Origin of the sequence: Bradyrhizobium sp. DOA9 (assembly GCF_000617845.2) — a bacterium.
Taxonomy (GTDB): domain Bacteria; phylum Pseudomonadota; class Alphaproteobacteria; order Rhizobiales; family Xanthobacteraceae; genus Bradyrhizobium.
Map to the genome: position 1 here is coordinate 2,670,138 of NZ_DF820425.1, position 26,195 is coordinate 2,696,332.

General features: G+C 63.3%; 28 protein-coding genes and 1 pseudogene. 25 read left to right on the top strand and 4 right to left on the bottom strand.

What is annotated here, in order from left to right; translation table 11 throughout:
* The first annotated feature begins 19 nt into the window (after window positions 1-19).
* The 5 genes from BDOA9_RS12435 to BDOA9_RS12455 are packed head-to-tail and all read left to right on the top strand — an operon-like array spanning window position 20 to window position 4,571.
* On the top strand, window positions 20-1,252 hold the full coding sequence (locus BDOA9_RS12435) for an ABC transporter substrate-binding protein (RefSeq protein ID WP_025034260.1): 1,233 nt from the start codon (window positions 20-22) through the stop codon (window positions 1,250-1,252).
* Complete coding sequence (locus BDOA9_RS12440) at window positions 1,253-2,122, top strand: branched-chain amino acid ABC transporter permease (RefSeq protein WP_025034261.1); 870 nt, start codon at window positions 1,253-1,255, stop codon at window positions 2,120-2,122.
* Window positions 2,106-3,137, top strand: coding sequence for a branched-chain amino acid ABC transporter permease (locus BDOA9_RS12445; RefSeq protein ID WP_244521472.1), 1,032 nt, complete (start codon window positions 2,106-2,108; stop codon window positions 3,135-3,137). Before BDOA9_RS12440 ends, BDOA9_RS12445 begins: the two co-directional genes overlap by 17 nt.
* On the top strand, window positions 3,134-3,859 hold the full coding sequence (locus tag BDOA9_RS12450; protein ID WP_025034263.1) for an ABC transporter ATP-binding protein: 726 nt from the start codon (window positions 3,134-3,136) through the stop codon (window positions 3,857-3,859). The genes BDOA9_RS12445 and BDOA9_RS12450 overlap by 4 nt, the downstream gene beginning before the upstream one ends.
* Window positions 3,852-4,571, top strand: coding sequence for an ABC transporter ATP-binding protein (locus tag BDOA9_RS12455; RefSeq protein WP_025034264.1), 720 nt, complete (start codon window positions 3,852-3,854; stop codon window positions 4,569-4,571). Before BDOA9_RS12450 ends, BDOA9_RS12455 begins: the two co-directional genes overlap by 8 nt.
* Before the next feature lie 18 nt (window positions 4,572-4,589).
* On the opposite strand, the gene BDOA9_RS12460 is transcribed toward BDOA9_RS12455, so the two are convergent.
* The gene (locus BDOA9_RS12460; protein WP_025034265.1) at window positions 4,590-5,405 is read right to left on the bottom strand and encodes an AraC family transcriptional regulator; all 816 of its coding nucleotides are present in this window, start codon (window positions 5,403-5,405) and stop codon (window positions 4,590-4,592) included.
* A 352-nt stretch (window positions 5,406-5,757) separates the two neighbouring features.
* On the opposite strand from BDOA9_RS12460, the gene BDOA9_RS12465 reads away from it, so the two are divergent.
* Both BDOA9_RS12465 and BDOA9_RS12470 read left to right on the top strand, forming a co-directional pair.
* Window positions 5,758-6,063 carry a hypothetical protein gene (locus BDOA9_RS12465; RefSeq protein WP_025034266.1) on the top strand — a complete coding sequence of 102 codons (306 nt, stop codon included), beginning with the start codon at window positions 5,758-5,760 and terminating at the stop codon, window positions 6,061-6,063.
* 840 nt (window positions 6,064-6,903) lie between these two features.
* Complete coding sequence (locus BDOA9_RS12470) at window positions 6,904-7,305, top strand: VOC family protein (RefSeq protein ID WP_025034267.1); 402 nt, start codon at window positions 6,904-6,906, stop codon at window positions 7,303-7,305.
* A gap of 95 nt (window positions 7,306-7,400) precedes the next feature.
* Here the strand turns inward: BDOA9_RS12470 and BDOA9_RS12475 are convergent, their stop codons facing one another.
* Window positions 7,401-7,973, bottom strand: coding sequence for a hypothetical protein (locus tag BDOA9_RS12475; RefSeq protein ID WP_025034268.1), 573 nt, complete (start codon window positions 7,971-7,973; stop codon window positions 7,401-7,403).
* Between the two features lie 248 nt (window positions 7,974-8,221).
* On the opposite strand from BDOA9_RS12475, the gene BDOA9_RS38800 reads away from it, so the two are divergent.
* From BDOA9_RS38800 to BDOA9_RS38805, 6 genes and pseudogenes are all read left to right on the top strand, one after another.
* Window positions 8,222-8,398, top strand: a complete 177-nt coding sequence (locus BDOA9_RS38800; protein WP_192859562.1) for a hypothetical protein — start codon at window positions 8,222-8,224, stop codon at window positions 8,396-8,398.
* A gap of 912 nt (window positions 8,399-9,310) precedes the next feature.
* A pseudogene (locus BDOA9_RS39410) lies at window positions 9,311-9,595 on the top strand (transposase); the annotation flags it as partial.
* A gap of 209 nt (window positions 9,596-9,804) precedes the next feature.
* Window positions 9,805-10,860, top strand: a complete 1,056-nt coding sequence (locus BDOA9_RS12485) for a sugar phosphate isomerase/epimerase family protein (RefSeq protein WP_025034270.1) — start codon at window positions 9,805-9,807, stop codon at window positions 10,858-10,860.
* A gap of 14 nt (window positions 10,861-10,874) precedes the next feature.
* Window positions 10,875-12,050: a Gfo/Idh/MocA family protein gene (locus BDOA9_RS12490; protein ID WP_025034271.1), complete on the top strand. Its 1,176-nt coding sequence runs from the start codon at window positions 10,875-10,877 to the stop codon at window positions 12,048-12,050.
* A 204-nt stretch (window positions 12,051-12,254) separates the two neighbouring features.
* A complete protein-coding gene (locus BDOA9_RS12495; protein ID WP_025034272.1) occupies window positions 12,255-13,433 on the top strand; it encodes an acyl-CoA dehydrogenase family protein in 1,179 nt (392 codons plus the stop codon).
* Between the two features lie 96 nt (window positions 13,434-13,529).
* Window positions 13,530-13,817, top strand: coding sequence for a hypothetical protein (locus BDOA9_RS38805; RefSeq protein ID WP_192859564.1), 288 nt, complete (start codon window positions 13,530-13,532; stop codon window positions 13,815-13,817).
* A 189-nt stretch (window positions 13,818-14,006) separates the two neighbouring features.
* Here BDOA9_RS38805 and BDOA9_RS12505 read toward each other — a convergent pair whose 3' ends face one another.
* On the bottom strand, window positions 14,007-14,222 hold the full coding sequence (locus tag BDOA9_RS12505; protein WP_025034274.1) for a hypothetical protein: 216 nt from the start codon (window positions 14,220-14,222) through the stop codon (window positions 14,007-14,009).
* A 100-nt stretch (window positions 14,223-14,322) separates the two neighbouring features.
* On the opposite strand from BDOA9_RS12505, the gene BDOA9_RS38810 reads away from it, so the two are divergent.
* From BDOA9_RS38810 to BDOA9_RS12515, 4 genes are all read left to right on the top strand, one after another.
* The gene (locus tag BDOA9_RS38810; protein ID WP_192859670.1) at window positions 14,323-14,481 is read left to right on the top strand and encodes a hypothetical protein; all 159 of its coding nucleotides are present in this window, start codon (window positions 14,323-14,325) and stop codon (window positions 14,479-14,481) included.
* Window positions 14,482-14,949: 468 nt separating this feature from the next.
* Window positions 14,950-15,111, top strand: coding sequence for a DUF2934 domain-containing protein (locus BDOA9_RS36740; RefSeq protein ID WP_082847814.1), 162 nt, complete (start codon window positions 14,950-14,952; stop codon window positions 15,109-15,111).
* Window positions 15,108-15,293 carry a hypothetical protein gene (locus tag BDOA9_RS12510; protein WP_025034275.1) on the top strand — a complete coding sequence of 62 codons (186 nt, stop codon included), beginning with the start codon at window positions 15,108-15,110 and terminating at the stop codon, window positions 15,291-15,293. Before BDOA9_RS36740 ends, BDOA9_RS12510 begins: the two co-directional genes overlap by 4 nt.
* A gap of 221 nt (window positions 15,294-15,514) precedes the next feature.
* Entirely contained in the window at window positions 15,515-15,793 is a 279-nt protein-coding gene (locus BDOA9_RS12515; RefSeq protein WP_025034276.1) for a DUF2934 domain-containing protein, read from the top strand.
* 327 nt (window positions 15,794-16,120) lie between these two features.
* Here BDOA9_RS12515 and BDOA9_RS12520 read toward each other — a convergent pair whose 3' ends face one another.
* Window positions 16,121-17,908 (bottom strand): peptide ABC transporter substrate-binding protein, encoded by a 1,788-nt coding sequence (locus BDOA9_RS12520; protein ID WP_025034277.1) that lies wholly within the window; start codon window positions 17,906-17,908, stop codon window positions 16,121-16,123.
* 309 nt (window positions 17,909-18,217) lie between these two features.
* On the opposite strand from BDOA9_RS12520, the gene BDOA9_RS12525 reads away from it, so the two are divergent.
* The 8 genes from BDOA9_RS12525 to BDOA9_RS12560 all read left to right on the top strand — a co-directional run bounded on the left by BDOA9_RS12525 (window position 18,218) and on the right by BDOA9_RS12560 (window position 26,101).
* On the top strand, window positions 18,218-19,012 hold the full coding sequence (locus BDOA9_RS12525; RefSeq protein WP_025034278.1) for a MetQ/NlpA family ABC transporter substrate-binding protein: 795 nt from the start codon (window positions 18,218-18,220) through the stop codon (window positions 19,010-19,012).
* A gap of 149 nt (window positions 19,013-19,161) precedes the next feature.
* Window positions 19,162-20,199 carry a putative FMN-dependent luciferase-like monooxygenase gene (locus BDOA9_RS12530; protein WP_025034279.1) on the top strand — a complete coding sequence of 346 codons (1,038 nt, stop codon included), beginning with the start codon at window positions 19,162-19,164 and terminating at the stop codon, window positions 20,197-20,199.
* 37 nt (window positions 20,200-20,236) lie between these two features.
* Window positions 20,237-20,836 carry a CMD domain protein gene (locus BDOA9_RS12535; protein ID WP_042336502.1) on the top strand — a complete coding sequence of 200 codons (600 nt, stop codon included), beginning with the start codon at window positions 20,237-20,239 and terminating at the stop codon, window positions 20,834-20,836.
* Between the two features lie 12 nt (window positions 20,837-20,848).
* On the top strand, window positions 20,849-21,424 hold the full coding sequence (locus BDOA9_RS12540) for an alkylhydroperoxidase domain protein (protein ID WP_042336008.1): 576 nt from the start codon (window positions 20,849-20,851) through the stop codon (window positions 21,422-21,424).
* A gap of 58 nt (window positions 21,425-21,482) precedes the next feature.
* Window positions 21,483-22,640 (top strand): ABC transporter substrate-binding protein, encoded by a 1,158-nt coding sequence (locus tag BDOA9_RS12545; RefSeq protein ID WP_042336012.1) that lies wholly within the window; start codon window positions 21,483-21,485, stop codon window positions 22,638-22,640.
* 55 nt (window positions 22,641-22,695) lie between these two features.
* Window positions 22,696-24,519, top strand: a complete 1,824-nt coding sequence (locus tag BDOA9_RS12550; RefSeq protein WP_025034283.1) for an ABC transporter permease — start codon at window positions 22,696-22,698, stop codon at window positions 24,517-24,519.
* The gene (locus BDOA9_RS12555; protein ID WP_025034284.1) at window positions 24,519-25,367 is read left to right on the top strand and encodes an ABC transporter ATP-binding protein; all 849 of its coding nucleotides are present in this window, start codon (window positions 24,519-24,521) and stop codon (window positions 25,365-25,367) included. Before BDOA9_RS12550 ends, BDOA9_RS12555 begins: the two co-directional genes overlap by 1 nt.
* On the top strand, window positions 25,364-26,101 hold the full coding sequence (locus BDOA9_RS12560) for an ABC transporter ATP-binding protein (protein ID WP_025034285.1): 738 nt from the start codon (window positions 25,364-25,366) through the stop codon (window positions 26,099-26,101). The genes BDOA9_RS12555 and BDOA9_RS12560 overlap by 4 nt, the downstream gene beginning before the upstream one ends.
* The last annotated feature ends 94 nt before the right edge of the window (window positions 26,102-26,195 follow it).

Here is a 26,195-nt window from a genome sequence, read left to right on the forward strand (position 1 = left end):
CTCATAGACGGAGACTTCGATGACCAGCCTCAAGGGACCACTGATCAACCGACGTGCGGCGATGAAAGGCGCTGTCGGGCTCGCGGTTGCGACGATGGCGCCCTGGGTTCGCGCGGCAGCGCCGCCGCCCGTCAAGGTTGGTGCGATCATGCCGAGCAGCGGCATACTTGCGTTCCCCGGCCAGGCTTGCGTGCGTGGCATCGATCTCGGCGCCAAATTTGCTAGGGAGCGTTATGGCGTCGATATGACCGTCGTCCACGCGGACACGCAGAGCAAGCCGGAGAACGGCAGGATCGCAGCCGACTCTTTGATCCAGCAAGGATGCAACGTCCTGATCGGTGCGTGGGACTCCGGCGCGACCATCTCGGCCTTGCAGGCCGCGGAAGCGGCAAAGGTGCCCATGGTCGTGCACATCGCGAGCGCCAACCAGGTCACCTCGCAGGGCTTCACGCAGGTGTTTCGTTTCTATCCGCCTGCCGCCACGATCGTCCGCCAGTCGCTTGCCGAAATGAGAGCGCTGGTCACGAGCGTCAACGATCCTCCAAAGGGCGCTGTCGTCCTGCATCTGAGCAACACGATGGGAACGTCGACGGCGACCAGCCTCGATGCAGCCTGGAAGGAACTCGACTTGCCGGTCAAGCTTCTCGAATATATTCCCTACGACGAGAAGGCACGCGATCTCTCGGTCGAGGTGGCAAAAGCCAAGGCATCCGGCGCCGATGCCCTGGTCTCAGTCACCCGCGTCAACGACGCTATCATGATCATCCGGGAGTGCATCAAACAGGCCTGGAATCCTAAGCTGATCTTCTCGCCGAACGGCAATGGCGTGCCGGACAAGGCATTCTACGACGCGCTTGGAAAGTATGCTGATGGCGCGATGTCCTCGAACCTCTGGTACAATCCGAAGGGCGCAGATGCAAGGACGATCGTGGATCGGTTCCAGTCCACCTATGCCAACGAATGGATGGATGCCAATTCGGGATGCGCGTTCGAGGCGGTCCAGATCGTGGCCGACGCGGTCGTGCGCGCCAAATCGGCGGTCTCGTCCGAGATTCACGCCGCGCTGAAGGCGACGGACCTGAAGCCCATCCTCATGTACAGCGGTCCGATCAGGTTCGATGCCACTGGGCAGAACACCGGGGCAGCCGTGACCGTGCTGCAGGCAAAGGAATCGAAGCCGCGCGTAGTCGGGCCCGATGGCATAGCCGAGTACAAGGCGCAGTATCCTCTCGTCCCATTCGAGAAGCGCTAGATGCTGACGTTGTGGGGCAATGTTCTTGCAAGCGGGATCCTCATGGGTCTCGTTTACGGCATTATCGCGCTGGGGCTGACGATCATCTTCGGCGTCATCCGCATCGTCAATTTTGCGCACGGTGCGATGGTCGTGTTCGGTCTTTATGTCGGCTATTGCGCCGGAGCCTGGTGGGGGATTCCGACGATCGTCGCGGCCGTCAGCGCCGGCGCTCTGCTGTTCGTGTTCGGCTACGGGCTCGAGACGTTGGTGGTGAAGCGGTTCGTCACGCGGCCGCACCATATCCAGTTCATTTTGTTCATCGGTATTTCGCTGGTCCTCAGCGGAGCGCAGCTGATCGCGTTCGGGCCCGACCCGCGCCCCTCGGTCTCGCGCCTCTCCTTCGAGACCATCGCCCTTGGGCCGATCCGGCTAGACCTCGCCAGGTTGCAGGCGGCAACGGTTGCGGCAGTGATGATCCTGGCGCTCGCGGCGTTTCTCAAATACTCGACATTCGGTCGGTTCATCCGTGCCGCCGCCGACAACCGGCTGGGCGGCCTGATGGTCGGGCTGCCGATCCCGAAGATCTACGCGATGACGTTTGGAATCGGCGCGGCCTGCGCGGGCGTTGCTGGTGCGCTGATATCGCCCTTGTTCGATGCCCAGCCGTTCCTCGCCGTCGATTTCACGCTGCTGGCGTTCGTCACGGTTATCGTGGGCGGCCTCGGAAGCTTCGTGGGAGCTCTCGTCGGCGGGCTGACGATCGGTCTCACGGAAGCAGTTGCGGCGCTGTTGTTTGCCCCCTCGCTGAAGTCGGCGTTGTCTTACGGCCTGCTGATGATTGTCCTTATCGTGCGTCCAAGAGGGTTCTTCGGTGCAAAAGAAACGTGATGCCTTACCGGATCGTGGTGCAGTTATCGGCTGTCTGGCCGCCTTCGCCGTCTTGGCCATGCTCGGCGGCGTATTGAACCCTCATCTGATCTCGCTGCTGACGATCGTGTTTCTGTTCACCTTCATCGGTCAGTCGTGGAGCATCATGCTGGGGCTCGGCGGTCAGCTCTCGATTGGTCACGCGCTGTTCGTCGGTATCGGCGCCTACTCGGTCGCGGTCCTCAACATCCGATACGGTCTGAGCCCGTGGTTCGGATTGGTCGTCGGCATGGCGCTGGCAGCCATTGTCGGCGCGACGCTGGCCTGGTTGAGCTTTCGCTTTGAGGTCCGAGGCATTTATTTCGCGCTGCTGACGATCGCTGCGGCCGAGTTTGCTCGCGTCGTGTTCAGCGGCTGGGAATTCGTCGGAGCCATGGAAGGCTTGTTCTTCCCGGCGCATTCCGGGCCGAACTCGTTCTGGATGTTGCGTGGTGATGCGCGCTTCTACTATTTCGTTTCGCTTGCCGCAGTTTTGCTCGGCGTCAGTGCCACGGCGCTCATTCGGCAATCCTTCCTCGGCTATGTATGGCGCGCGATGCGTGACGACGAGGATGCCTCACGCGCGCTCGGTGTGCGGACGTTCCTGCACAAGATCCTTGTCGTCTCGTTCTCCGGCGCCTGGGCCGCGATCGGCGGGGGACTGCTCGCGCTGGTTCAAGGCTCGGTGTTTCCGGATTCGATCATGGGCATGGGCATCTCGGTCGACATCCTGGTCGGTCCCATCGTCGGCGGTCTTGGAACGGCGTTCGGGCCGCTGATCGGGACTCTCATCACGCTGCCGCTGGATCATCTCGCGAGCGCGATCGGCAACAAGTTCGGGATTCCGGGTCTCAATAACGTCGGCTACGGCCTCGTCCTGATTGCCGCCGTCTGGCTGCTGCCGGATGGGATCTGGCCAGCGATTGTCAATTCGGCCAAATCCATCACCAGGTTTTCCTGGTTCGGCAACCTTCAGATGGAGCAGGTCAAGAAGTGACTGATCTTCTCGAGCTCGATGGCGTCTCGCGCCGGTTTGGCGGATTGCTTGCCGTCGACAATGTGAGCTTCCGCCTGAAAGGCGAAGGCATCACCGCGCTGGTCGGACCGAACGGCGCCGGAAAGACGACATGCTTCAATCTCATTGCCGGCGCCCTCCCGCCGACGCAAGGATCGATAAGGTTCCGCGGCGAGATCGTCACCGGCTTTCCGGCAGAGGACATATGCCGAATCGGCATCGGCCGTACCTTCCAGGTCGTCCGACCCATGCGCGACATGACCGTTCTCGAGAATGTCATGATCGGTGCGTTCAGCTGGACCCGAAAGGTGAGTGAGGCGAGGGACGCAGCGCGCGAAGCGCTTGACATGGTGGGGCTCGGACCGAAGGCCGATGCCGCCATCAGCAAGCTGACGCTCCCCGACCGCAAGATGCTCGAGACTGCCAAGGCGCTATCGACCCGGCCACGCCTGCTTCTGCTGGACGAAGTGATGGCAGGGCTGCGGCCTCCTGAGGCTGCCGCCGTGGTCGCGGTGCTCAGGCGTCTGGCCGAGAGGGGATTGTCGATCCTGCTCGTCGAGCACGTCATGCGCATCGTGATGGAAGCCGCCGAGCATGTTATCGTTCTGCATCATGGCGCGAAGATCGCCGAAGGCACACCACGATACATAGTCAGCCATCCGGAAGTCGTCGCCGGATATCTCGGGGAGGGGTTCCGTGCCTAACGAGCCGCTTCTCACGGTCCAGTCTCTTACGGTGGGTTATGGTGGATCCACGGCCCTTAACGGAGTATCGCTCAGCATCTATCCGGAGGAGCTGCTGAGCGTCGTCGGCGCAAACGGCGCCGGCAAGACTTCTCTTATTCGGTCGATCGCGGGCGTCGTCCGGCCCCTGGATGGCGAGATACGTTGGCGCGGCATCAATATTGCGGGTTTTCCACCATGGGAGATCTGCGAACTCGGTATCGCGCAGGTACCGGAAGGTCGCGAGCTGTTTCGTAATTTATCGGTCGAGGAGAATCTGCTGATCGGTGGCTCGCTCAAGCGGGCAAGAGCCCGCAGATCGGGCAACATGCAGCAGGTTTATGGGCTCTTCCCGCGGCTCCTGGAAAGGCGGCTGCAGGCTGCGGGCACATTGTCGGGCGGCGAGCAGCAGATGCTGGCGATCGGACGCGCCATCATGGCCGAACCCGAACTCATCATGCTCGACGAACCGTCTATCGGGCTTTCGCCATCACTGACTCGGGCAATGTTCGATATTGTCAAAATGCTGCATGCCAAGAAGACTACCATCCTGCTGGTCGAGCAGAACGTCGCGGACTCGCTGTCGATCGGCGATCGTGGCTACGTGCTGGAGAACGGACATGTTGTACTCGAAGGCACGGGTGTCGCTCTGCTCACCAACCAGGAGGTCCGGCGCGCCTATCTGGGTTTGTGAGAGCGACTTTCGCTGTCGTCAGTTTGTCGTCGAGATACCGCTGTTCTTTCGATCGGCCAGATACCGGCGGGGGCTCTTGCCCAGGGCCTTCTTGAACATCGTGATGAAGGCGCTTGGCGTTTCATAGCCGAGATCTTGTGAAACAGTCTGAACCGATATTCCGGCCGAAAGCCGTTGGAGTGCCACCAGAATATGCAGACGCTGGCGCCAGCGGCCAAATGTCAATCCTGTCTGCTTCTGAATGAGACGCGCCAGAGTCCTTTCGCTCATCGCGTATCGCTCCGCCCATTCGTCGAGCGTGCTGCGGTCACCGGGATCGCGCAGGAGAGCCGCAGCGAGTTGCTGCAGGCGGATGTCGCGTGAAATCGGCAGATACATCTGCTCGGAGTCCATCTGCACCAGTTCGTCGAGCAAGACCTGGGCGAGCCGGCTCGTCGGTCCGCCCACAGGATATAGCGGAGGGAACGCGGCAAGCCTGTCGATCAGCTCACGCACAAGGGGCGAGATCGTGAACGTGCAGCATTCGGACGGCAGCTTCATTGCACGGGGGTCGATGAAGACGCAGTAGATCTTGCCGAATGATGAGACGCAATTGCTATGCTGGACGCCTCCCGGGATCCAGACCGCCCCCTGCGGTGGAACAATCCAGAGACCGTCCGGCGCCCGGCACATGACCGAGCCTCGAGAGGCCACGACCAACTGCCCCTTTTTATGCACGTGCATCGGCAATTCGTCATCGTTCTGCCGGGTCTCAATGCAGACCGAGATAACCGGGCGGTCGAGAAAGTCGGGATCGATCGGCGCGTAGTTGATACTCAGATCTGGCAGCTGCATCATCCGCAGGCCTGCATCGTCCCGCGGAAACCGTACCTGCATTTCAGGTGGGCGATACACGATCTTGCTCCGATGATTGGGTCTGCTCGTTGAAGGGCGATTTACCAGTGCGACGGTCGCCAAATATAGCGGCTCTCGCTTGGGTCCGCCAAGAACAAATCGCCCTCTTCGTGAAATCACGGCATGATCTGCCGCCGCCAACGCGATCTACGGCAGAGACTGCGATAGCAGATAGTGGAGGGCTGCTTTCAGCAGAAACTACGTACGCCAGGGATGGTATCAAAGCATTTGCCCGCAGGGTCTGTTCAGCGAATGTGGTGTTGCTGGTCGAAATTGATGGAGGTAGCGAACCTTGAGGCGTGTGATCCTGACCGCTCAGGAGATTGAATTCGCGTTCGCGTGCAAAACATTCGTGCTCGAGATGGATCCTCGCGCCGGGAATCAGATCATCATTGAAGGCGATGCGCTGGCCGTTCCGAAATCTGGGAAAACACAGCGCGCGTTTCTTAATTATGGTCTTGCAAGATTGCTGCGTGTTTTCAACAGAGCGATCGAGCAAAGGGCGATCCCGCTGGAACGAGTTCCCGGACTTCTCTCCAATCTCGCTCTCTTCAGTGAGAAAGTTCTGAACGCGTTCGAAGCATTTCCCGAGCGCTGACGAATAACGAATCTGACATCTTGCCGCCTGGCCAGGCTGCGTCATTTGCAAGGCGCGCCGGTAGGTAAGTGAGGAGGGGACTGCGCGGATCGATTGGCTAATTCGTGCGCGGAAGAGCAAGCAAAGATGGTTGCCGACTTTGAACCTGTCGATCGTGGCAGAGTAGCGCGTGTTCAGATGTCAGGCGGTGCTATGACTATGATCGTGCGACGAATGCCCACTTTCGGTCGGATAAGCCCAGTGGTGCGACCCGTAAGTCATTCCTTGTTCTCTACTCGTCGTTATCTCTCAATCAGCCACTCAGTCAGGATTTTAGGGTGCTTACGTCAAGACGGTCGCAGGCGAACTGACGTTCTCGTCGGGGAATGCCGCAATGAAATCGCAACGAATTGGGTGAAACGAACGTGAACAGAACGCGACCGACGGGGCTGCCGTATCAAGAAAGTCAATGACTTAGGAGATGCTCACTGCGTTCGGGACGCAGTGGTCTTAAGCCATCAGATCGCAACTTGAACCGAATGTCGGTATCGGTGGTTGCGCCTCCCCGATTTGAACCTACTCCCCAACCATCTTTGGCGGCGAAGGATCGCGCACGGACGGCGGTTTTGGGCGAACTATCGAGATCCGACGTTCCGAGTTAGGCTGCTCTCCGGTAAGAAAACAGAGCTTCCGAATTAGTGGGTCTAGCGATGTAGCGGACCCCCGCTACCAAACATCTGCCAAGCTCCCATTTCATAGTCCGGTAGACCTCAGCCTGATGCATGGCGCCGGTCTATTTGAACGGCACGCCGCTTGTGCTGTCTGCAAGCACGCGCTGGAACGGTGGGAGAGTGTGGCGACATGGTCAAAGGTCTGCCAAGCGAAGTTGAAGTCATCACGCTGTTCGTGGATGACATCGCGGCTTCAAAGGCGTTCTACGCCAAGGTCTTTACAGCCGAGACCGTCTGGGAGGATGACGTCTCGTCCGTCTTGAAATTCGGCGGCCTCCTGATCAATCTTCTCGACGCATCCCAGGCGCCTGAGCTCATAGAGCCGTTACCGGTCGCGCCGTCGCCCGCGGGGGCCCGTGCGCTGCTGACGATCAGGGTCGGTGACGTCGATGCGGTGTGCTCCGCCCTTCGGGAGATCGGTGTCGATCTGCTCAATGGCCCGATCGATCGTCCATGGGGACGGCGAACCGCATCCTTCGCCGATCCTTCTGGCCATGTCTGGGAGATCGCCCAGTTGATCGGGCGTAGGTAGGTCGCAGGACGGGTAGAGCTCTTGCAAAAAAACCATCACGCTTCACGTCGGGTTGTATCGATGGGTTTCGCTTCGGTCTACTCATCCTACGGACCTCACGCAGATTCCGACTTGTCTATATCGGGGTGAACTTGAAATTCTTGGAACGTCTTTTTCAGTTGGACTTCCTGACTTTCCATTCGCGGCCTGCCCATAATGTCGATTTGCAAAACCAAGGTCGTTGCGGTGTCTACCAATTCGTTAAATCTCTTCACCGCCTTTGGATGCACGCGGATCTCAACACCCTCACTTTCACCAAGTGATGGCTGGTTCTGGCTCGGCAGGACGTTCGACGCAATGGCTTGATGGTAGTCAACTTTAGGGTCGACAAAGTAGCCAGGGATAAAATCCGTGTCCCCATTTTCTTCGTGATGGAACATGAATACGGCTTGAGTGAGCGACGCCTTGCCAAACTCAACAAACGCACGCCCCATGTAAAAGGGAACAGTCTCTCGGTCCCCCGTGGCTGCATGATGTAACGCTGCTTCAGGCAGTAAGATCAACTCAACCCTGAGGACGGGTTGTTTGGGTCTGGTGTCTATCCGAAATTTTCTATACGCCAGCCAAACGCCTGCGGCGGAAATACAAAGAGCAAAAATTGTAAACCAGTCTTTCAACTCCAACGACATTGCCCCACCCCATCCCGCAACATTCCATAGGCTACACTTAAACTCCAGGGGGTTCCACCGTGTCTCATGGCGGTATCACGTTGCATCCCAGCGGTCGCCTGGTCGTGCGTCCCCGTGCTCAAATCCTTCATCACTTCGAAGAACACGCGCATGATAACGTGCCTCCTTCGTGCGGTGATCGTGCAAGAGCTTCTCGCTGTTCGTCTTTGCCGACGATCCTTAAGTTTTCCGTCCTTGTCGAAACCTAGGTGTTTGATCTGCGACAAATCCTCGATGATTTCGTCCTGATCACCCGCTGGTTTCGCGGCGATGCCGTGCGTCTCCACCAGTCCGGCCAGCTTGAACGCACACTGCGCCTTGAGATATGGAAGCTGGCTATTTTGCGCTTGCCATCGATGGCTAGTACTGCGCTCGGCAGTATCTGACGCAGGGCGAACAACGGTTTACGAAAAGAATAAATGTAGAGGGAGAGGGCGCATTGATGCGAGCGGTTCGGCGTGCACCCGGATCAAGTGCATGCCCGCCCTGTTTCGCACTCTCGTCAACCCCTCCCCGCGAAAATATTCCCCGTTACCGAATTTCGGAAATCTCGTACACCTCACCCCATCCCGGCTCATCTTGAGGGGCGATCGCGTCGTCGTCTTGATCGCGAGCCGGGCTTGCGGTGGACGCGGCAGCGTCGGGCGCGATGGGTGCGGGCAGGGAGGGTAGTCCCCGGTGAGCTCGCGGCCGCGCGCGGACGAACGGCGCTGCTAGGTCTCGTCTCGTCAGTAAGTTTCCGGCTTCGTCGACGGAGTTGGAAATACTGCGGGCGAAATGGCGGGCCGTGCGTACGGCAAAACCGTGTGGTCCTGGCCGTCGTTGCTACGGTCAAGCGCTTGCGGAGGCGGCAGTCGCGTCAACCGGCGCGGGTGCCGGTGAATTCCGCGAGGCGCGAGGGAGGCCGGAAGGAACTCGGCTCCCGGGAGAGCGCGGCATAAGCCGTCCGACCATCGCGCAGGGAAGGCCGAGTGATCGGCACCACCTGTATGCTGCTGTGCGGTTCTTCCTGCGGTGCATTTCGCGCAGCGGACCGCGGGTGCGATGTCAGCACCCGGCCTTCCCTGCGCCCTCTTGGCTCAAGAGGGCGGAGTGAACAAGCAAAGCTCGGGCGAAATCAGCCGCGAGATCGCGAAGGCATGTCTGCAAGCAAGATGCGAGCTGAAAGAGCAATGCAGTTGCCTCATACCCCGTCATTGCGAGCGCAGCGAAGCAATCCAGAATCCCTCCGCGGAAAGACTCTGGATTGCTTCGTCGCAAGGGCTCCTCGCAATGACGTGGAAAGAGCGAGTCGCCTGTTCCCCAACCTGCGCCACATCTTCGCCGATCGCGTCTATCGTGGTCCAAAGTTGCTCGAGGCCATTGCTGATCTGGGCCAATGGACGATTGAAATCGTCACTCGTTCGCAGAGCGTCGGAACGTTCAAGGCCGAACCTCGACGTTGGGTCGTCGAGCGTACGTTTGCCTGGTTCGGTCGCAATCGACGACTGGCCAAAGACTTCGAGGCAACCATCGCCAGCGCCGAGGCGTGGCTTCTCATCGCAAGCATCCGCATGCTCTCCCGCAGACTGGTCAGAATCTGAGATATCAATTACTTATTTTGAGTCAGGCTCTGAGGAGCCCGCCCGAAGCGGGCGTCTCGAAGGATGGCCGCAGGGAAAAATCCCAAATGCGATAGCCCTGCTGCGCAGTCCTATTGCTCTCTGCCTTGATGGCCGGCATCCTCGCACCAAATTGTGCGCTCGCACCATAGCGGCATGCGCCCAAAAAAGCCCAAGGAAGGAGGCACGCGATGAAGATGATCAAAGGTCCCGCGATATTCCTCGCTCAGTTCGCGGCCGACGCGGCGCCGTTCAACTCGCTCGATGCGATCTGCGGATGGGCGGCCTCGCTCGGCTACAAGGGGATTCAGATCCCGAGTTGGGATGGGCGGCTGTTCGACCTCAACAAGGCGTCGGAGTCCCAGACCTATGCCGACGAGGTGAAGGGCATCGCAGCACGCCACGGCCTTTCCATCACCGAGCTGTCGACCCATCTGCAAGGCCAGCTCGTCGCCGTTCACCCGGCCTATGACGCGGCATTCGACGGCTTCGCCGCGCCGGAGGTGCGTGGCAACCCCGAGGCCCGCACGGAATGGGCCGTCGATCAGGTCAAGCGCGCCATCCTGGCGTCCCGGCGGCTCGGGCTTGGTGCGCAGGCGACGTTCTCCGGCGCACTGGCCTGGCCCTATGTCTATCCCTGGCCGCAGCGCCCCGCCGGCCTGATCGAGACCGCCTTCGACGAGCTCGCCAGGCGTTGGCGCCCCATCCTCGACGTTGCCGAGGAGCACGGTGTCGATCTCGCCTATGAGATCCATCCTGGCGAAGACCTCCACGACGGTGTCTCCTACGAAATGTTCCTCGAGCGGGTGAACAACCATCCGCGCGCGAACCTGCTCTACGATCCCTCGCACTTCGTGCTGCAACAGCTCGACTATCTCGACTACATCGACATCTACCACCAGCGCATCAAGGCGTTTCACGTCAAGGACGCCGAGTTCAACCCGACCGGCCGCCAGGGCGTCTATGGCGGGTTCCAGAGCTGGGTTGACCGCGCCGGCCGCTTCCGCTCGCTCGGCGATGGTCAGGTCGATTTCGGCGCCATCTTCTCCAAGCTCACGCAATACGACTACGACAGCTGGGCGGTGCTGGAGTGGGAATGTGCCCTGAAACATCCCGAGCAGGGCGCGGCCGAAGGCGCCGAGTTCATCCGGAACCACATCATCCGGGTGACGGAGAAGGCCTTCGACGATTTCGCAGGCCGCGGCACTGACGCTGCCGCCAACCGCAAGATGCTCGGCATCTCCTGAACAGAGGTTGCAACATGGCGATCGAAGCAGGCAATGAAACCGGCGGCCATCGTCGGATCCGTCTCGGCATGGTCGGCGGTGGCCAGGGTGCGTTCATCGGTGCGGTCCACCGCATTGCCGCGCGCATCGACGACCAGTTCGAGCTGGTGGCCGGCGCGCTCGCCTCGGATCCGGCTCGCGCCAAGGCTTCCGCAAGGGAGCTCGGTATCGCGGACGACCGGGCCTATGGCTCGTTCGAGGAGATGGCGCGGGCTGAAGCGGCGAGAGCGGACGGCATCGAGGCGGTCTCGATCGTGACGCCCAATCACATGCATAGCCCGGTCGCGAAAGCATTCCTCGAAGCCGGCATCCACGTCATCTGCGACAAGCCGCTGACGACGACCGTTGCGGAAGCCGAGGAGCTGGTGGCGCTCGTCAGGAAGACCGGCAGGATCTTCGTCGTCACGCAGAATTACACCGGCTATCCCATGGTCCGGCAAGCGCGCGCCATGATCGCGAACGGCGATCTCGGCGAGATCCGTCTCGTCAAGGTCGAGTATCTGCAGGATTGGCTGACCGAGCCATTGGAAACCACCGGCCAGAAGCAGGCGGCATGGCGCACCGACCCGGCCCGGTCCGGCGCCGGCGGCTGTATCGGCGACATCGGCACCCACGCCTACAATCTGGCCTGCTTCGTCACCGGGCTCGCGCTCGACGAACTGCTCGCGCAATTGTCGACCTTCGTCGAGGGGCGGCGGCTCGATGACGATGTGCAGATTCTGCTGAAGTGGAAAGGCGGCGCCAAGGGCCTGCTGTGGGCGAGCCAGGTCGCCGTCGGCAATGAGAACGGGCTCACGCTGCGCGTCTACGGCAGCAAAGGCGGCCTCGAATGGGCGCAGGAGACTCCGAACCATCTCTGGTTCACGCCGTACGGCCGGCCGAAGCAGCTCCTGACGCGCGGCGGGGCGGGCGCCATGGGCGAGGCCGCCCGCGTCAGCCGCATTCCATCGGGGCACCCCGAAGGCTACCTCGAAGGTTTTGCGACGATCTATGCCGAGGCGGCGCGCGCCATTCGTGCGGCAGCGGCCGGCGAAAAACCGGATTCCGAGGTGATCTTCCCGACCGTCGAGGACGGCCTGGCAGGGGTGCGGTTCATCGATGCTGCGGTGAAGTCATCCGCGGGCAACGGCGCCTGGGTTCGGATGCCGTGACTGCCCACATGCTATTCTCTTCCGGTCGTGAAACGCGTCACGCCGCGAGCCAGCGTCGCCGCGAAACGCGCCGGATATCGTCCGCGCCTTGGCATCTTGACAATGACTTGCGCCGGGGAAATACTTTATGCTTAAAATAATTGATGTGCGGACTGCTCGGGCGAATGCGGTCGCTGGCGGGCCCCCGACCTTGCGGAGCGACCGATGAACTCACCGGCACAGACAATCTCCCGCGACTGGCTGGACTGGCCGTTCTTCGATCCGCATCATCGCGTGATCTGCGACGCGCTCGATCGCTTCGTCGCACAGGGCGGTGTTCATTCTGTCGATCACCGCGACGTCGACGGCGCCTGCCGCAAGCTCGTGCGTGCGCTCGGTGCCGCGGGGCTGCTCGATTGCGCGGTCGCGGCCCCGGACGGCGACGTGACCAGCATCGATTCCCGCTCGATCTGCCTGTCGCGTGAGACGCTGGCCTATGCCGATGGTCTTGCCGACTTCGCCTTTGCCATGCAGGGCCTGGGATCCGGTGCCATTGCGCTTGCCGGCTCGACGGAGCTGCGACACGCCGTGCTGCCGAAAGTCCGTTCGGGCGAATGGCTGGCTGCGTTCGCGCTGTCGGAGCAGGGGGCCGGCTCCGACGTGGCGGCCATGACCTGCGCGGCGCGCGAGGACGGCGACAGCTATGTTCTGGACGGCGAGAAGACCTGGATCTCCAACGGCGGCATCGCCGACGTCTACACGCTGTTTGCCCGAACCGGCGAGGCGCCCGGCGCGCGCGGCATTTCGGCGTTCGTCGTGTTTCCGGATGACCCGGGCTTCAGCGTGGCCGAGCGCATCGACATCGTCGCGCCGCATCCGCTCGCGACGCTGCGTCTGGACAATTGCCGCATTCCGAGCAGCCGGCGCCTCGGAGCGCCCGGCAGCGGCTTCAAGATCGCGATGCAGACCCTCGACATCTTCCGGGCTTCGGTTGCCGCAGCCGCGCTGGGCTTTGCCAGACGTGCGCTGGAGGAGGCGCGGCTGCACGCACAAACCCGGCGCATGTTCGGGGCGACGCTGTCGGATCTGCAGCTCACCCAGGCCGCGCTCGGTGACATGGCGACCGAAACCGACGCCGCGGCGCTGCTGACCTATCGCGCCGCCTGGCGCCGCGACGTCCAGAAGCGTCCCACCACGCGCGAAGCTGCGATGGCGAAGCTGGCGGCCACCGAGACCGCCCAGCGGGTTGTCGATCGCGCCGTGCAGATGTTCGGCGGACGCGGCGTGCGCAAGGGCGAAATCGTGGAGAGCCTCTATCGCGAGGTCCGCGCCCTGCGAATCTATGAGGGTGCGACCGAGGTGCAGAAGCTGATCGTCGCGCGCGAGCTGCTCAAGTCGCGCTAAGCCGGCCCTCTTTGACTGTGACTCGGGCGGGTGGACATCGTCTGCTAAAGCGCGATGCGATGAGGATAAATCGTCATCGCGCTTTAGGTTTATTGTTTGAGCACGACTTTCGGAAAACCGCTTCACACTTTTCCGGATCATGCTCTAGAGATGCGAGTTCGTCCTCTTCCGTATCCGGTGACAGAACGAATCCAGCAACTCCTGAGTAGCAGTGAAAGTCGCAATCAATTTCTCGGCCTGCAGATGATCGGCCGAGCCGGGTACGAGCCCGTCGCGTATCTTGACGACGTCACTCAGGTGGCGTCGACCGTTCGTCGCCCGGCGTTCGGCGAACTCGAGCGCCTCCAAGTCGTGCGCGAGCTTGTCCTCTTCCTCGACCAATAGTTTCGATATGGAGGCTCGTTTTTCCGAGGCGAGGTCGCCGGCGGTAAGCAGACTGAGATAATGATCGATATTCGCGCGAGCAATGTATCTGTGTATGGTGCCCCTGCCGTTGCCCTAGGGGGATCTGCGCCGCTCTACGGTATCCGGATGGCAAGGACCATGCGAGTCAATAATGGTGACCTTGTCAGATCAGTGCGCCAGCTCCCGCAACAGCCGGTCCCGATCCTTCAGGTGCAGGCTCTGGCTGTGTCGCATGGTGGCGAGCAGCGCCAGGGCGTCCGTCGTGTCATGGCCGTGGCGGTCCAGCCGCGCGATCAAAGCCTCTTGCCGCGCAAGATGGGTCTCGCCCAAGGCGACGTGTCGCTCGGCGATGGCAAGGTGCCTCGGGAGCATGTTGCGGTCCATCCGCGCTTCTACGGCGCGGCGGGGCTGGGGCGGTTGATCTGGATCAGCTTTCCTTGATCCACGTCAATGGTCCCTGTCAGGCCTCCGCAACGATCATGCCATGACCCCGAACGACGAACCACCGCCGCAGAAGCCGCAGCCCGCGTCCAAACCAAGGCGCGAGGTGCAGCCGGTGGACGAGGCGCGACGGAATATCGAGGAGTACGCCGCTGATCTGCGGAAGCTGATTGGGACGCTCCGGCGGCGCCTGCTGTATTGACGAGGCGGCCCCTCGCCATGCCGCCAATGCGGCCGGCCAATCAGGCCGGGCACTCGCAACCTTCAAACGACCATCGGGCCTGAGCGCCCAGCCACAATCATTACGGCATGAAACCTTGTCAGTGTTGCTGATATTGCGTGCGGGCCTGTTCGCTCGGCCGCGCCGTCCTGCACCGCGCGCCTTCCTTTCCGCCTTTGCGGCCAATTGTAGACCTTCTCGGACTTGGTCGGCCTATGGCCGCGGCCTTCGGCATTGCGCGACCTACGCGTCGCCAAACCCGAGAGCAGCCGCCTTCGCCGGTCAGGAGATGGATTTCACAAGGCGCGGTCAGGCGCGAAGGAACTCTTGCACATGGACGGCGCTTGACTCCGCGGGCCAGCCTCGCCGCCGATCGCTGGCCTGCACGGCCCCGCCTCCAAGCCCCCATACCCCCCAGGGTGGGGCCGTGCTTCCAAGCAGGAGGTGCAATTGTCCGAGCCGACCGAGCAAGAGATCAGGGAACGCGCGCACCAATTGTGGGAGCAGGCGGGCAAGCCCGAAGGCCGCGAAGAGGAATTCTGGCGCGCGGCGGAGCAGGAGCTGCGCAACGAGGACAAGTCGAACACGTTGCGCACCCCGGATACGCTGTGACCGACAAGGTCTGCCCGTTCTGCCAGGGCGTCGGATGGGTCTGCGAAAACCATCCGCTCCGGGTCTGGAGCGAGAAGCTCGGCGGCTGCCGCTGCGGCGAGGGCATGCCCTGCACCTGCAACACGGCCGAAGATCCTGAAATCAGGGTGGTGATCGTCGAAGCCGATACGACGTGGCATTGAAAGCAGCGGCCCCCTCGGCTCGCAGTCGTGGCCGGTAGGATGGGTAGAGCGAAGCGAAACCCATCACGCCTCCACCTCGTGATGGATTTCGCTTCGCTCTCCCCATCCCACGCGCTCCTCATCCGCCGCCGTTGCCGAGGGAACAGACCATCCCCGCAAGGAATTCAGTGTCTGAACAGCACGGGCTCTGACAACAACCCCCACCCACGGCAGCATCAGCGGTGGACGAGCAGAAGAAGCTAGAGCACCAGATCGAACTCGCAACGCGAGCGGCCTCGCTCGTCAAGGACGAAACCACCGGACAACGCTTCAGGAGCTTTGCCGACGAGCTGAAACGAAAGCTCCTTCGCATGATGCGCCGTGGCCAGGTGCGCGCGCGTGCCTACGAGCTCTGGGAGCAGGCCGGCCGTCCCAGCAATCGCGAGCTGGAGTTCTGGCTCCAAGCCGAACGGCAGATCGAAGATGAGCGCGAGGAGCGAAAGGGCTCGGGCGCTTCATAGCGCGTGGGATGGGGAGAGCCCTTGCGAAACCCATCATGTCCGCGTTCGAAACATATTGATGGGTTTCGCTTCACTCTACTCATCCGACCGAACCAGCAGAACGAAAAGCCGCCGGGCTCTTCACCCTGACGGCTTTGAAAGTCCGTAGCTGTTGATCGTCTTCCCAGCCTCGTGCGTACCGCCGTTACCTTGTTTGCGGCCATGCCAGATCCTTGTAGGCGATGGCGCGCGATTCCGCTGTGATCTGGAGCACACAGTGGAAGGGATTCGGTGTCACCTCATGAGGCCCGCGCTGCGCTGCAACCATCAGCGTGCCTCACGAGCTCCTCAGGTCCGATACCACGCCGCCAGGTTCCACGTGATGGTGTCCCAGCCGGAGATGTCGATCATCAAATTGTTGGCGCCGGCGTTGACGACGTGGCGCGAGAGCAGGGGCAGGAACACGTGGGCCCCGCAGAAGATCTCGTCGACCTTCATCAGCAGCGCGGCGCGCTTGACCGGATCGAGCTCGTTCTGCGCGGCCTTGTAGGCCTTGTCGGCCTCGGGATCGGAATAGCGCGAATTGTTGCGGCCGAGCCATTTATTGTCCTTGGTGGCGATCTCCCAGGACACGCACTGGTTCAAGAGGCGCTCCGGATCGGGCTGCGGCTGCGTCGTGTTGTACATCTCCATGTCGGCATAGAATTTCGAGTAGGTGTCGGGATTGCCGACGTCGGAGGAGAAGAACACGGAGGCGGTGACCGCCTTGATCTCGATGTCGATGCCGGCCTTCTGGCAGGCCTGCTTGATGATGGCCTGCGTCTTCTGGCGCGGGGCATTGGTCGAGGTCTGGAAGACGTATTTGAGCTTCTTGCCGTCCTTCTCGCGGATGCCGTCCGCGCCCCTGGTCCAGCCGGCCTCGTCGAGGATCTTGTTGGCCTTGTCGATGTCGAACTCGTATTTGAGCTTCGGCGACTTGAACTGCTTGGGCGCGTTGACGAAGCTCGCTGTGGCGATGGCGGCGCGTCCGTAGATGAACTTCTGGATCGAATCGCGGTCGATCAGAAGATTGATGGCGCGGCGAACGGCCGGATCCGACAGCGTCGGATGCTTGGTCTTGACGCTCGAGCGCTCGCCGTCGACCTCGGTCCAGGGGTCCGTGGTGTTGAGGATGATGAACTCGACATTGCCTGAAGGCGTGATGTCGAGCTTGCCCTTGCCGCCGGCCTCCATGCGCTTGAGGACCTCCTCCTCCACCTGCATGTTCCAGGCAAAGTCGTATTCCCCGGTCTGCAGCACGGCGCGCGCCGCGGACACCGCGTCGCCGCCGCCCTTGATCTCGACCGTGTCGAAATGCGGCTGGTTCTTGATGTGATAGTCGGGATTGCGCTCGGCGCGGATCATGTCGCCCGGCTTGAACTCGACGAATTTGTACGGGCCGGTGCCGACCGGCTTGAGATTGCCCGGCGCTTCGCGCGACTTGGCCCCGACATAATCGCCGAAATGATGCTTCGGCAGGATCATCCCGACCGAGCCGACGAACGGATCGGCCCAGAACGGCGTCGGCGCCCGGAAGATCACCTTGACGGCGTGGTCGTCGATCTTCTCGACCTTGATGTCCTTGTACGAGCCCGTGGTGTAGGCCGCGGTGGCGAGATCCGCAGCGTATTGCCAGGTGAAGACGACGTCGTCGGCGGTGAAGGGCTTGCCGTCATGCCAGGTCACGCCCCGCTTCAGCTTCCAGATCACGCTCATGCCGTCGGCTGAGAGGCCGCCGTTCGCCTTGGTCGGAGCCTCGGCGGCGAGGCAGGGGATGAGGTTGCCCTCCTTGTCCCAGCCGGCGAGCGGCTCGAAGAAGATACGCGAGGCGATCTGGTCCTTGGTGCCGAGCGCGAAATGCGGATTGAGCAGGGTGGGCGCCTGCCAGAGCAGCATCTTGAGGGTGCCGCCGCCGCCGGCCTTGGCCGGCTTGTACGGCAGCGTGGCGTCAGCCATCGCGACGTCATGCCAGACCAGGATCTGGCTGGCGATCGGGGCCGCGATTCCGACTGCGGCCATTGTCCGGATGAACGAGCGCCGCGACAGCGTGCCTTGCTTCACCTCTGCGACCAGATTGCGGATTTCGTTCTCGTTCATCGGATCACCCCATCTCGTCGCCACCGGCTCAGTGCGCGCTAACTCAGCACGTCGGGCGTGCTGAAGTCAAAGAGAAGGGCGCAGGTCCAGCTGCGGATGGAACGAAAGTGTAATCCGGGAATCGGTCACAGCCGGCACCGCGCTGTGCGCCATCCGGACCACGTACGCGCACTTTGTCGCACTCTGCATTCGTTTCCCGTTTGCGCCCGAATGGAGAAAGGCTGGCCCCGAGCCGCGGCCAATATGGATTTCCATTTCATTGATTTCGCATCGCAGAAAAGGGAATACGGTTCCGTTGTCGTAGTTTCCATGGAGACCAAGATGTCGTTTCGCCTTCCCCTGATTCTCTCCGCCGTGCTGGCCGCATGGTCCGCCGTAGCCGCGGCCGAGACCATCAAGATCGGCGTGACGCCGGGGCCGCATGCGCAGATCCTCGAAGCCGTGAAGCCGATCGCCGCCAAGCGGGGCCTCGATATCCAGCTGCTCGAATTCTCCGATTACGTGGTGCCGAACGCCGCGCTCGATGCCGGCGAGATCCAGGCCAATTCGTTCCAGAACCAGCCTTACCTCGACAACCAGAAGGCCGACCGCGGCTACAAGATCGAAGCCGTCGGCCTCACCGTGAACTTCCCGATCGGCGTCTATTCGAAGAAGCACAAGGCCTTCGCCGATATCCCCGAGGGCGGCAAGGTCTCGATCCCGAACGATCCGACCAATGGCGGACGCGTGCTGCTGCTGCTGCGCGACAAGGGCGTGATCAAGCTGAAGGACGGCACCGGCTTCAAGCCGACCGTGCTCGACATCACCGACAATCCCAGGAAGCTGAAGTTCATCGAGGTCGACGCGGCGCAGGCCCCGCGCGCGCTCGACGACGTCGACGCCGCCGCGATCAACACCAATTATGCAACCCAGGCGGGCCTCGATCCGGTCAAGGATCCGATCCTGCGCGAGGACCCGAAGGGGCCCTATGTCAACCTGATCGCGGTGCGCAGCGCCGACAAGGACAAGCCTTGGGTCAGGATCCTCGTCGACAGCTACCACACGCCCGAGGTCAAGGAGTTCGTCCTGACCAAGTTCAAGGGCGCGGTGCTGCCGAGCTGGTAGGCAGTCTGCCCGCCCGGAGTCCAGTTAAAGACGATCCGGCGGGCAGCCTTGCGCATAAGCCTTTGCGCATGAGCCCTGCGCAATGCCCGCTTGCCGGGAGCTGCGGCAACCGACATCATCGGGGCCCATTCTCGCCCGACAGGGATCGCATGAAACGCTTTGCCAACCTGAAACGCCTGGGCTTCTTCACGCGGCTGCTCGACGAGACGCCGGCGGCGGACCGCTACCGCTTCGCCGCCGAGCAGATCGTCCGCGCCGAGAAGGCCGGGCTCGATTCCGCGTGGATCGCGCAGCATCATTTCCATGAGCGCGAAGGCGGCCTGCCGTCGCCATTCACGTTCCTGGGTTACGTCGCCGCGCAGACCTCGCGCATCCGCCTCGGCACCGGCATCGTCACGCTGCCGCTGGAGAGCGCGGTGCGGGTGGCGGAGGACGCCGCGGTGCTCGATCTGCTCTGCAACGGCCGCTTCGAGCTCGGCGTCGGCACCGGCGGCAACCCGTCCGCATTCGCCGCCTTCGGCCTCGACGGCGCCCAGCGCAACGAGATCTTTGCCCGCAATCTGGAGATCGTCCGCAAGGCGCTGACGGGCAAGCCGCTCGATGGCGGCGACACGCTCTATCCGCAGCGGCCGCAGTTGGACAAGCGCATCTGGCAGGCGACGTTCTCCGTCGCCGGCGGCGCTCGCGCCGGCAAGGCCGGCGACGGCCTCCTGCTCTCGCGCACGCAGCCACGGGCCAAGGATGCGCCGAACGCGACACTCGCCGAGATCCAGAACCCGATCATCGACGCCTATCTCGCCGCGCTGCCGCCGGGCTGCGAGCCGCGCATCATGGCCTCGCGCAGCGTCTTCGTCGCCGACGACCATCGCGAGGCGCTGCGCCTCGCCGACATCGGGCTGCGCCGCGCGCTGCCGCAATTCATGAAGGGCGGACACCTTCCCCCGGGCGAGACGCTGGAGGAGATGATCACCGCATTCGACACTCATGTCGGCGATGCCGACCACGTTATCGCCTCGCTTCGCACCGACGCCACGCTGGAGCGGGTGACCGATCTCGTCTTCCAGGTGCATTCGGTCGATGCGCCGCATCCTTATGTCCTGCGCTCGATCGAGCTCGTCGCCGACAAGGTCGCCCCAGTGCTGGGCTGGACCCGGACGGCGGCCAAGGACGTTGCCCTCGCAGGTTAGCCGGAATGAACGAGAACGCATTGCACAAGGCTGAATGATGGCACCGAACGATATCATCGACACGCTGGCCGGGATCGAGCCCGGCTCCACCCTCGACGCCATCCGCGCGCGCCGCCTGCAGGCGCGCGAGAACGCGCAGAAGAGCTATCTCGCTTTGTTCGAGCCGATCGACACGAGCGATTTTTCGGATGCCGAGCGCGCCGCGGTCGCGGCCTTCGTGACGGGGCTGCATGGCGAATCCCCCGTCGCCGCCTTCTATCGCGACAAGCTCGCCGCGACTGCGGAGGGCGCGCCTCTGCTCGATCCGATCAACGCCGAGATCGAGCGCGGCAAGACATCCGGACCGTACGGCGCCTATCCGGCCGGTCCGTTGTCGGTCGAGAACAAGGCCGGCTTGATCTATCGCGTCGGCGCGGAGCGCAAGCCTGTCCTCGGCGTCCGGCTGGTCGCAGCATTGGAGCACGCGCATCTCCTCGTGTTCCGCCCGCGCGATGCCGCATCCGCCGACATGAAGGCGCTGCTGGCGGCCGGCTGGTCGTCCACCGGCATCGTCACGCTGTCCCAGCTCGTTGCGTTCCTGTCGTTCCAGCTGCGCGTCGTCAGCGGCTTGCGCACGCTCGCCGCAGCAAGCGCGTAAGGAGGCTCCATCATGAGCACCGTCAATCCGCCCGTCGTCTTCACCCAGGACGAGCTCGACTGGGTCTCCTGGATCGACCCGCTGCCCGAGGCCGAGCTGACCGAGCGGCATTACGCCGGCCTCGTCGACCGCGCCCGTGCCAAGTCGGAATATTTTCGCCTCTTGGTGCGCGATCCCGAAGTGCTGGAGGCCCGCACCAAGACCGACAAGGACATCTTCTACAACGTCGCCGACGGCCTGCCGCGCGCCGAGCGCGAGCTCGCAGCCGCCGCCACCTCGCGCTATAACGGCTGCATCTATTGCGCCTCCGTGCACGCGCGCTTCGCCAGCACCTATTCCAAGCGCCGCGACGACGTGCAGCGCCTGCTCGACGAGGGCATCAAGGCCGATCTCGGCGGGCGCTGGAACGCGGTGGTCAACGCCTCGGTGGCGCTGGCTGAAACGCCGATCGCATTCGGGCCCGACAATATCGCCGAGCTGCGCCGCGCCGGTCTCGACGACGCCGAGATCGTCGACGTCGTCAACGGCGCCTCGTTCTTCAACTGGGCGAACCGGCTGATGCTGTCGCTCGGCGAGCCCTCGAAATAGGCAATCTCACCGGCACGAGAATTGCTGCTGTATCAACATTGAATGGATGGAGCCGTGCATGAGCAACATCGATCGCCGTACCCTGGTCAAAGGCTCGCTCGCCGCCATGATGGCCGGCACGGCCGTCTCGCGCAGCGCCTTTGCGCAAACCGCCGAGCCGATCCTGCTCGGCGTCAGCGGTCCCCTCACGGGCCCGAACGCGCAATATGGCGCACAGTGGAAGCAGGGCTTTGATCTCGCGCTCGACGAGATTCACGCCGCCGGCGGCATCAACGGCCGCAAGCTCGCCTACCAGTTCGAGGACAGCCAGAGCGATCCGCGCCAGTCGGTGGCGATCGCCCAGAAATTCGTCTCCGATCCCCGCATCGTCATGGAGCTCGGCGATTTCTCCAGCCCCGCCTCGATGGCGGCCTCCCCGATCTATCAGCGCGGCGGCCTCGTGCAGTTCGGCTTCACCAATTCGCACCCCGACTTCACCAAAGGCGGCGACTTCATGTGGAGCACGTCCGTGAGCCAGGCCGACGAGCAGCCGCTGCTGGCGTCCTACGCGGTCAGGCGGCTCGGCCTGAAGAAGCTCGCGGTGCTGCACCTCAACACCGATTGGGGCCGCACCAGCCGCGACCATTTCGTCAAGGCCGCCAAGGAATACGGCGCCGAGGTCGCGGTCACCGAGGGCTACATCGCCGAAGAGCGCGACTTCCGCTCCACCCTGGTGCGCGTGCGCGACGCCAGCCCGGACGGGCTGATCCTGATCTCCTATTATTCCGACGGCGCGCTGATCGCGCGCCAGGCCCGCCAGGTCGGGCTGAAGCAGACGATCTGCGCGGCCAGCTCGGTGTACTCGCCGAAATTCCTGGAGCTCGGCGGCGAGGCGGTCGAGGACGTCCATCTCGGCACGCGCTATTTCCCGCAAGATCCGCGGCCCGAGGTGAGGAAGTTCATCGAGGGCTTCAAGGCCAAGTACAACGGGCAGGAGCCGGACGCCTTCAACGCCTATTCCTACGACGCGATGAACATGGCCGCTGCCGTGGTGAAGATCGGCGGCACCGACCGCCGCGCCATCCGTGACGCCTTCGCCAAGGTGAAGGACGTCTCCAGCGTCATCTACGGCAAGGCGACGTTCGACCTCGAGAGCCGCCGCGTCAAGGGCGCGATGAACGCCGAGCTCGTCGTGCGCAAGGGCCAGTTCGCGCTGTGGGACGGCAAGCCGACCTGACCTGATGGCCGGAGCGCACCGCTCCGGCCGCTTTCTCCCTGATTAGGAATGCTGCGTGTCCTCCTGGCTCGACCACACCATCAACGGGCTGATCGTCGGCAATGTCTACGCGCTCGTTGCAGTCGGGCTCGCGCTGATCTTCGGCGTCAGCCGGCTGATCAACTTCGCGCAAGGCTCGATCTATCTGGTCGGCGCCTATATCGGCTGGATCGCGGTGGTACACCTGCACACGCCGCTGCCGCTCACCATCGTCGTGGTCGCCGTGGCCTCGGCGATCGTCGGCCTGATCATCGAGCGGTTCGGTCTGCGGCCGCTGCAGAATTCGGTGCGGATCGCACCGCTGCTTGCGACTATCGGCATCAGCTTCGTGCTCGACCAGCTGGTGATGCTGATCTTCTCGCCCAATCCGCGCGCGCTGCCGAGCCAGTTGCCCGATGTCCGCTTCCAGGTCGGCGGCGGCACGATCGGGCCACTCGATCTGCTCATCGCCGGCGTCGGCCTCACCAGTGCGCTGCTGCTGTTCGTGTTCCTGCGTTACACCAAGCTCGGCTGGGCCGTGCGTGCCACCGCGCAGGATCGCGACGCCGCCATGCAGATGGGCGTCGACGTCAACCGGGTCAATCAGGCGGTGTTCGGTATCGCGGCGGCGCTCGGCGGCGTCTCCGGCATGCTGGTCGGCATGTACTACAACCAGATCGACACGGCGATGAGCCTGCAGGCGACGCTCAAGGGCGTCGTCGCCGAAGTCGTCGGCGGCGCCGGCAACGTGCCGGGCGCGGTGATCGGCAGCCTGCTGCTGGGCCTCGTCGAGAGCTACGGCGTCGCCGTGCTCGGCACCAGCTACCGCAATTTGTTCGCGTTCCTGCTGCTCGTCGTCGTGCTCGTGCTGCGGCCGAACGGCCTGTTCACCAGCGCACGGCAGGCGCCGCCAGAGCCGCTCACCGGCACCTTCATCGCGCCGAGCCGCCCGGTGAATATTCCGCGCTGGGCGCTATGGGGCGCAACTGCCGGCTTTGCGGTGCTGCCGCTGTTCCCGGTGTCCTTCTACGTGCTCCAGACCCTGATCAATGCCTGGTTGCTCGGCATGCTCGGGCTCAGCCTGACGCTGGTTGCAGGCACGATGGGCCAGGTCTCGCTCGGCCACGCGGCGCTGCTCGCGATCGGCGCCTACACCTCGGCATTGCTGTCGCTGACCCTGGACGTTCCGGCCGGACTTGCCGTCATCGGCGGCGGCCTGATGAGCGCCGCGCTCGGCACGCTCCTGATCTCGCCCTCCTTCCGCCTGCGCGGGCATTACGTGTCGATCGCCACGCTCGCGATCGGCGAGATCGTGGCGCTGGTGATCCTGAACTGGGAGAGCGTGACGCGCGGTCCGATCGGCATCTCCGGCATCCCGCCGCTGTCGCTGTTCGGCTACGATCTGATCAGCCCGACCTCGGTCTACTGGTTCAGCCTCGCGGTCATGGTCGTGCTCGCGCTGCTCCAGGGCCGCCTGCTCGGCTCGCATCTCGGCCGCAGCTTTCGCGCCATCCGTGACGACGATATTGCCGCGCGCGCCTACGGTCTCAGCCTGAACCGCTACAAGTCGCTCGCCTTCATCTTCGGCGGCTTCGCCGCCGGAATCAGCGGCGGCATCGCCGCGCATCTCTATTCCTATATCAACCACGAGACCTTCAACACGCAGCAATCCATCCTGGCGCTGACCGTCGTCATCCTCGGCGGCCTCGGCAACGTCGTCGGCGCGATCGTCGGGTCGGTCGCGCTGGTCGGCCTGCCCGAAATGTTCCGGATCGCGGCGGAGTATCGCATCCTGATCTACGGCATCGTTCTCTTGCTGCTCGTGCGGTTCAGGCCGCAGGGCCTGTTGGGAACGGTCTGATGGCCGAGCAGCTTCACGCCATGCTGTCGCTGCGCGGCCTGACGCGTCGTTTCGGCGGCCTCACCGCGGTCGACGCCATCGACCTCGATCTCGCCAAGGGCGAGCTGATCAGCATCATCGGACCGAACGGCGCCGGCAAGACGACGCTGTTCAATCTCGTCACCGGGCTGGACCGGCCCGATGCCGGCACCGTCAGCTTCGAAGGGCAGGACATCACCGGGCTGTCGCCGGAGCGGCTCGCCGCCGAAGGCATCGCGCGTACCTTCCAGCTCGGCCGCGTGTTCGGCAATCTCAGCGTGATGGACAACGTGCTGATCGGCGCGCACACGCGGCTGCGCGCCGTGAAGCCGGCGGTGCCGGTGATCGGGCCGCTGCTGGAATTGGGTCTGGCTCTGCTGCGTCCGGCGCGCGTCAAGGCCGAGGAGGAGCGGCTGCGTGAGGAAGTCAAAGCGATCCTCGCGCGTTTCGGCGAACGGCTGCTGCCGCGCATCGACCAGCCCGCCTACAGCCTCTCCTACGCCAACCGCCGCCGCGTCGAGATCGCGCGTGCGCTGGCGCTGAAGCCGCGGCTGCTGCTGCTCGATGAACCCACCGCAGGCATGAACCCGACCGAGACCGCGGAGATGCAGTCGCTCGTCGCCGAACTGAAAACCGAAGGGCTGACGATCCTCCTGATCGAGCACAAGCTGGAAATGGTGATGCGCCTGTCCGACCGCGTCATCGTCATGGACGAGGGCAAGAAGATCGCGGAAGGCCCGGGCGAGCAGGTCCGGAGCGATCCCAAGGTGATCGAGGCCTATCTCGGCCATGGCCTGTCGGGTAGGGCGGAGCAGGAGAGCGCGGCATGACGAGCGCACCCGAAGCGCTGCTGGCTTTGTCTGATGTCAACACCTTCTACGGCCAGGCCCAGGTGCATTTCGACCTGTCGATCAATGTCGCGCGCGGCCACATCGTCTGCCTGCTCGGCGGCAATGCCAGCGGCAAGTCGACGACGATGAAGATCATCCTCGGCCTGGTGAAGCCGCGCTCGGGCGAGGTGAGGTTCGACGGCGCCTCGCTGATCGGGCTCTCCACGCCGCAGATCGTCCGCCGCGGCATCGCCTCGGTGCCGGAGGCGCGGCGGCTATTCGCCGACATGAGCGTGCGCGAGAACATCCTGATGGGCGCCTTCGTGCGCAACGACCGCGACGCTGTTGCGCAGGATCTCGACAGGATGCTGACGCTGTTTCCGAAGCTCGGCCAGCGGCTGGCGCAGCGGGCCGGCTCGCTCTCCGGCGGCGAGCAGCAGATGGTGGCGATGGCGCGCGCGCTGATGAGCCGCCCCCGCATGATCGTGATGGACGAGCCGACCATGGGCCTGTCGCCGCTTTACGTCGACCGCGTGCTGGAGCTGATCCGCGCCATCAACCAGGACGGCGTCTCGGTTTTCATGGTCGAGCAGAACGCCAGCCTCGCGCTCGAGATCGCGCATGAGGCCTATGTGCTCCAGACCGGCAAGATCGTGCTGTCCGGCCCGGCGCGCGCGCTGAAGGACGACCCCCGCATCCGCGACGCCTATCTCGGCGGCTCCGAGGCGGCCTAGGCGTCTCAACCTCTCTCGCGCAGGGCTATCGTATATGGTGTGCACGGTGCGGCGGCATCGGCACTGGGCTCCCTCCCCCGCTTGCGGGGGAGGG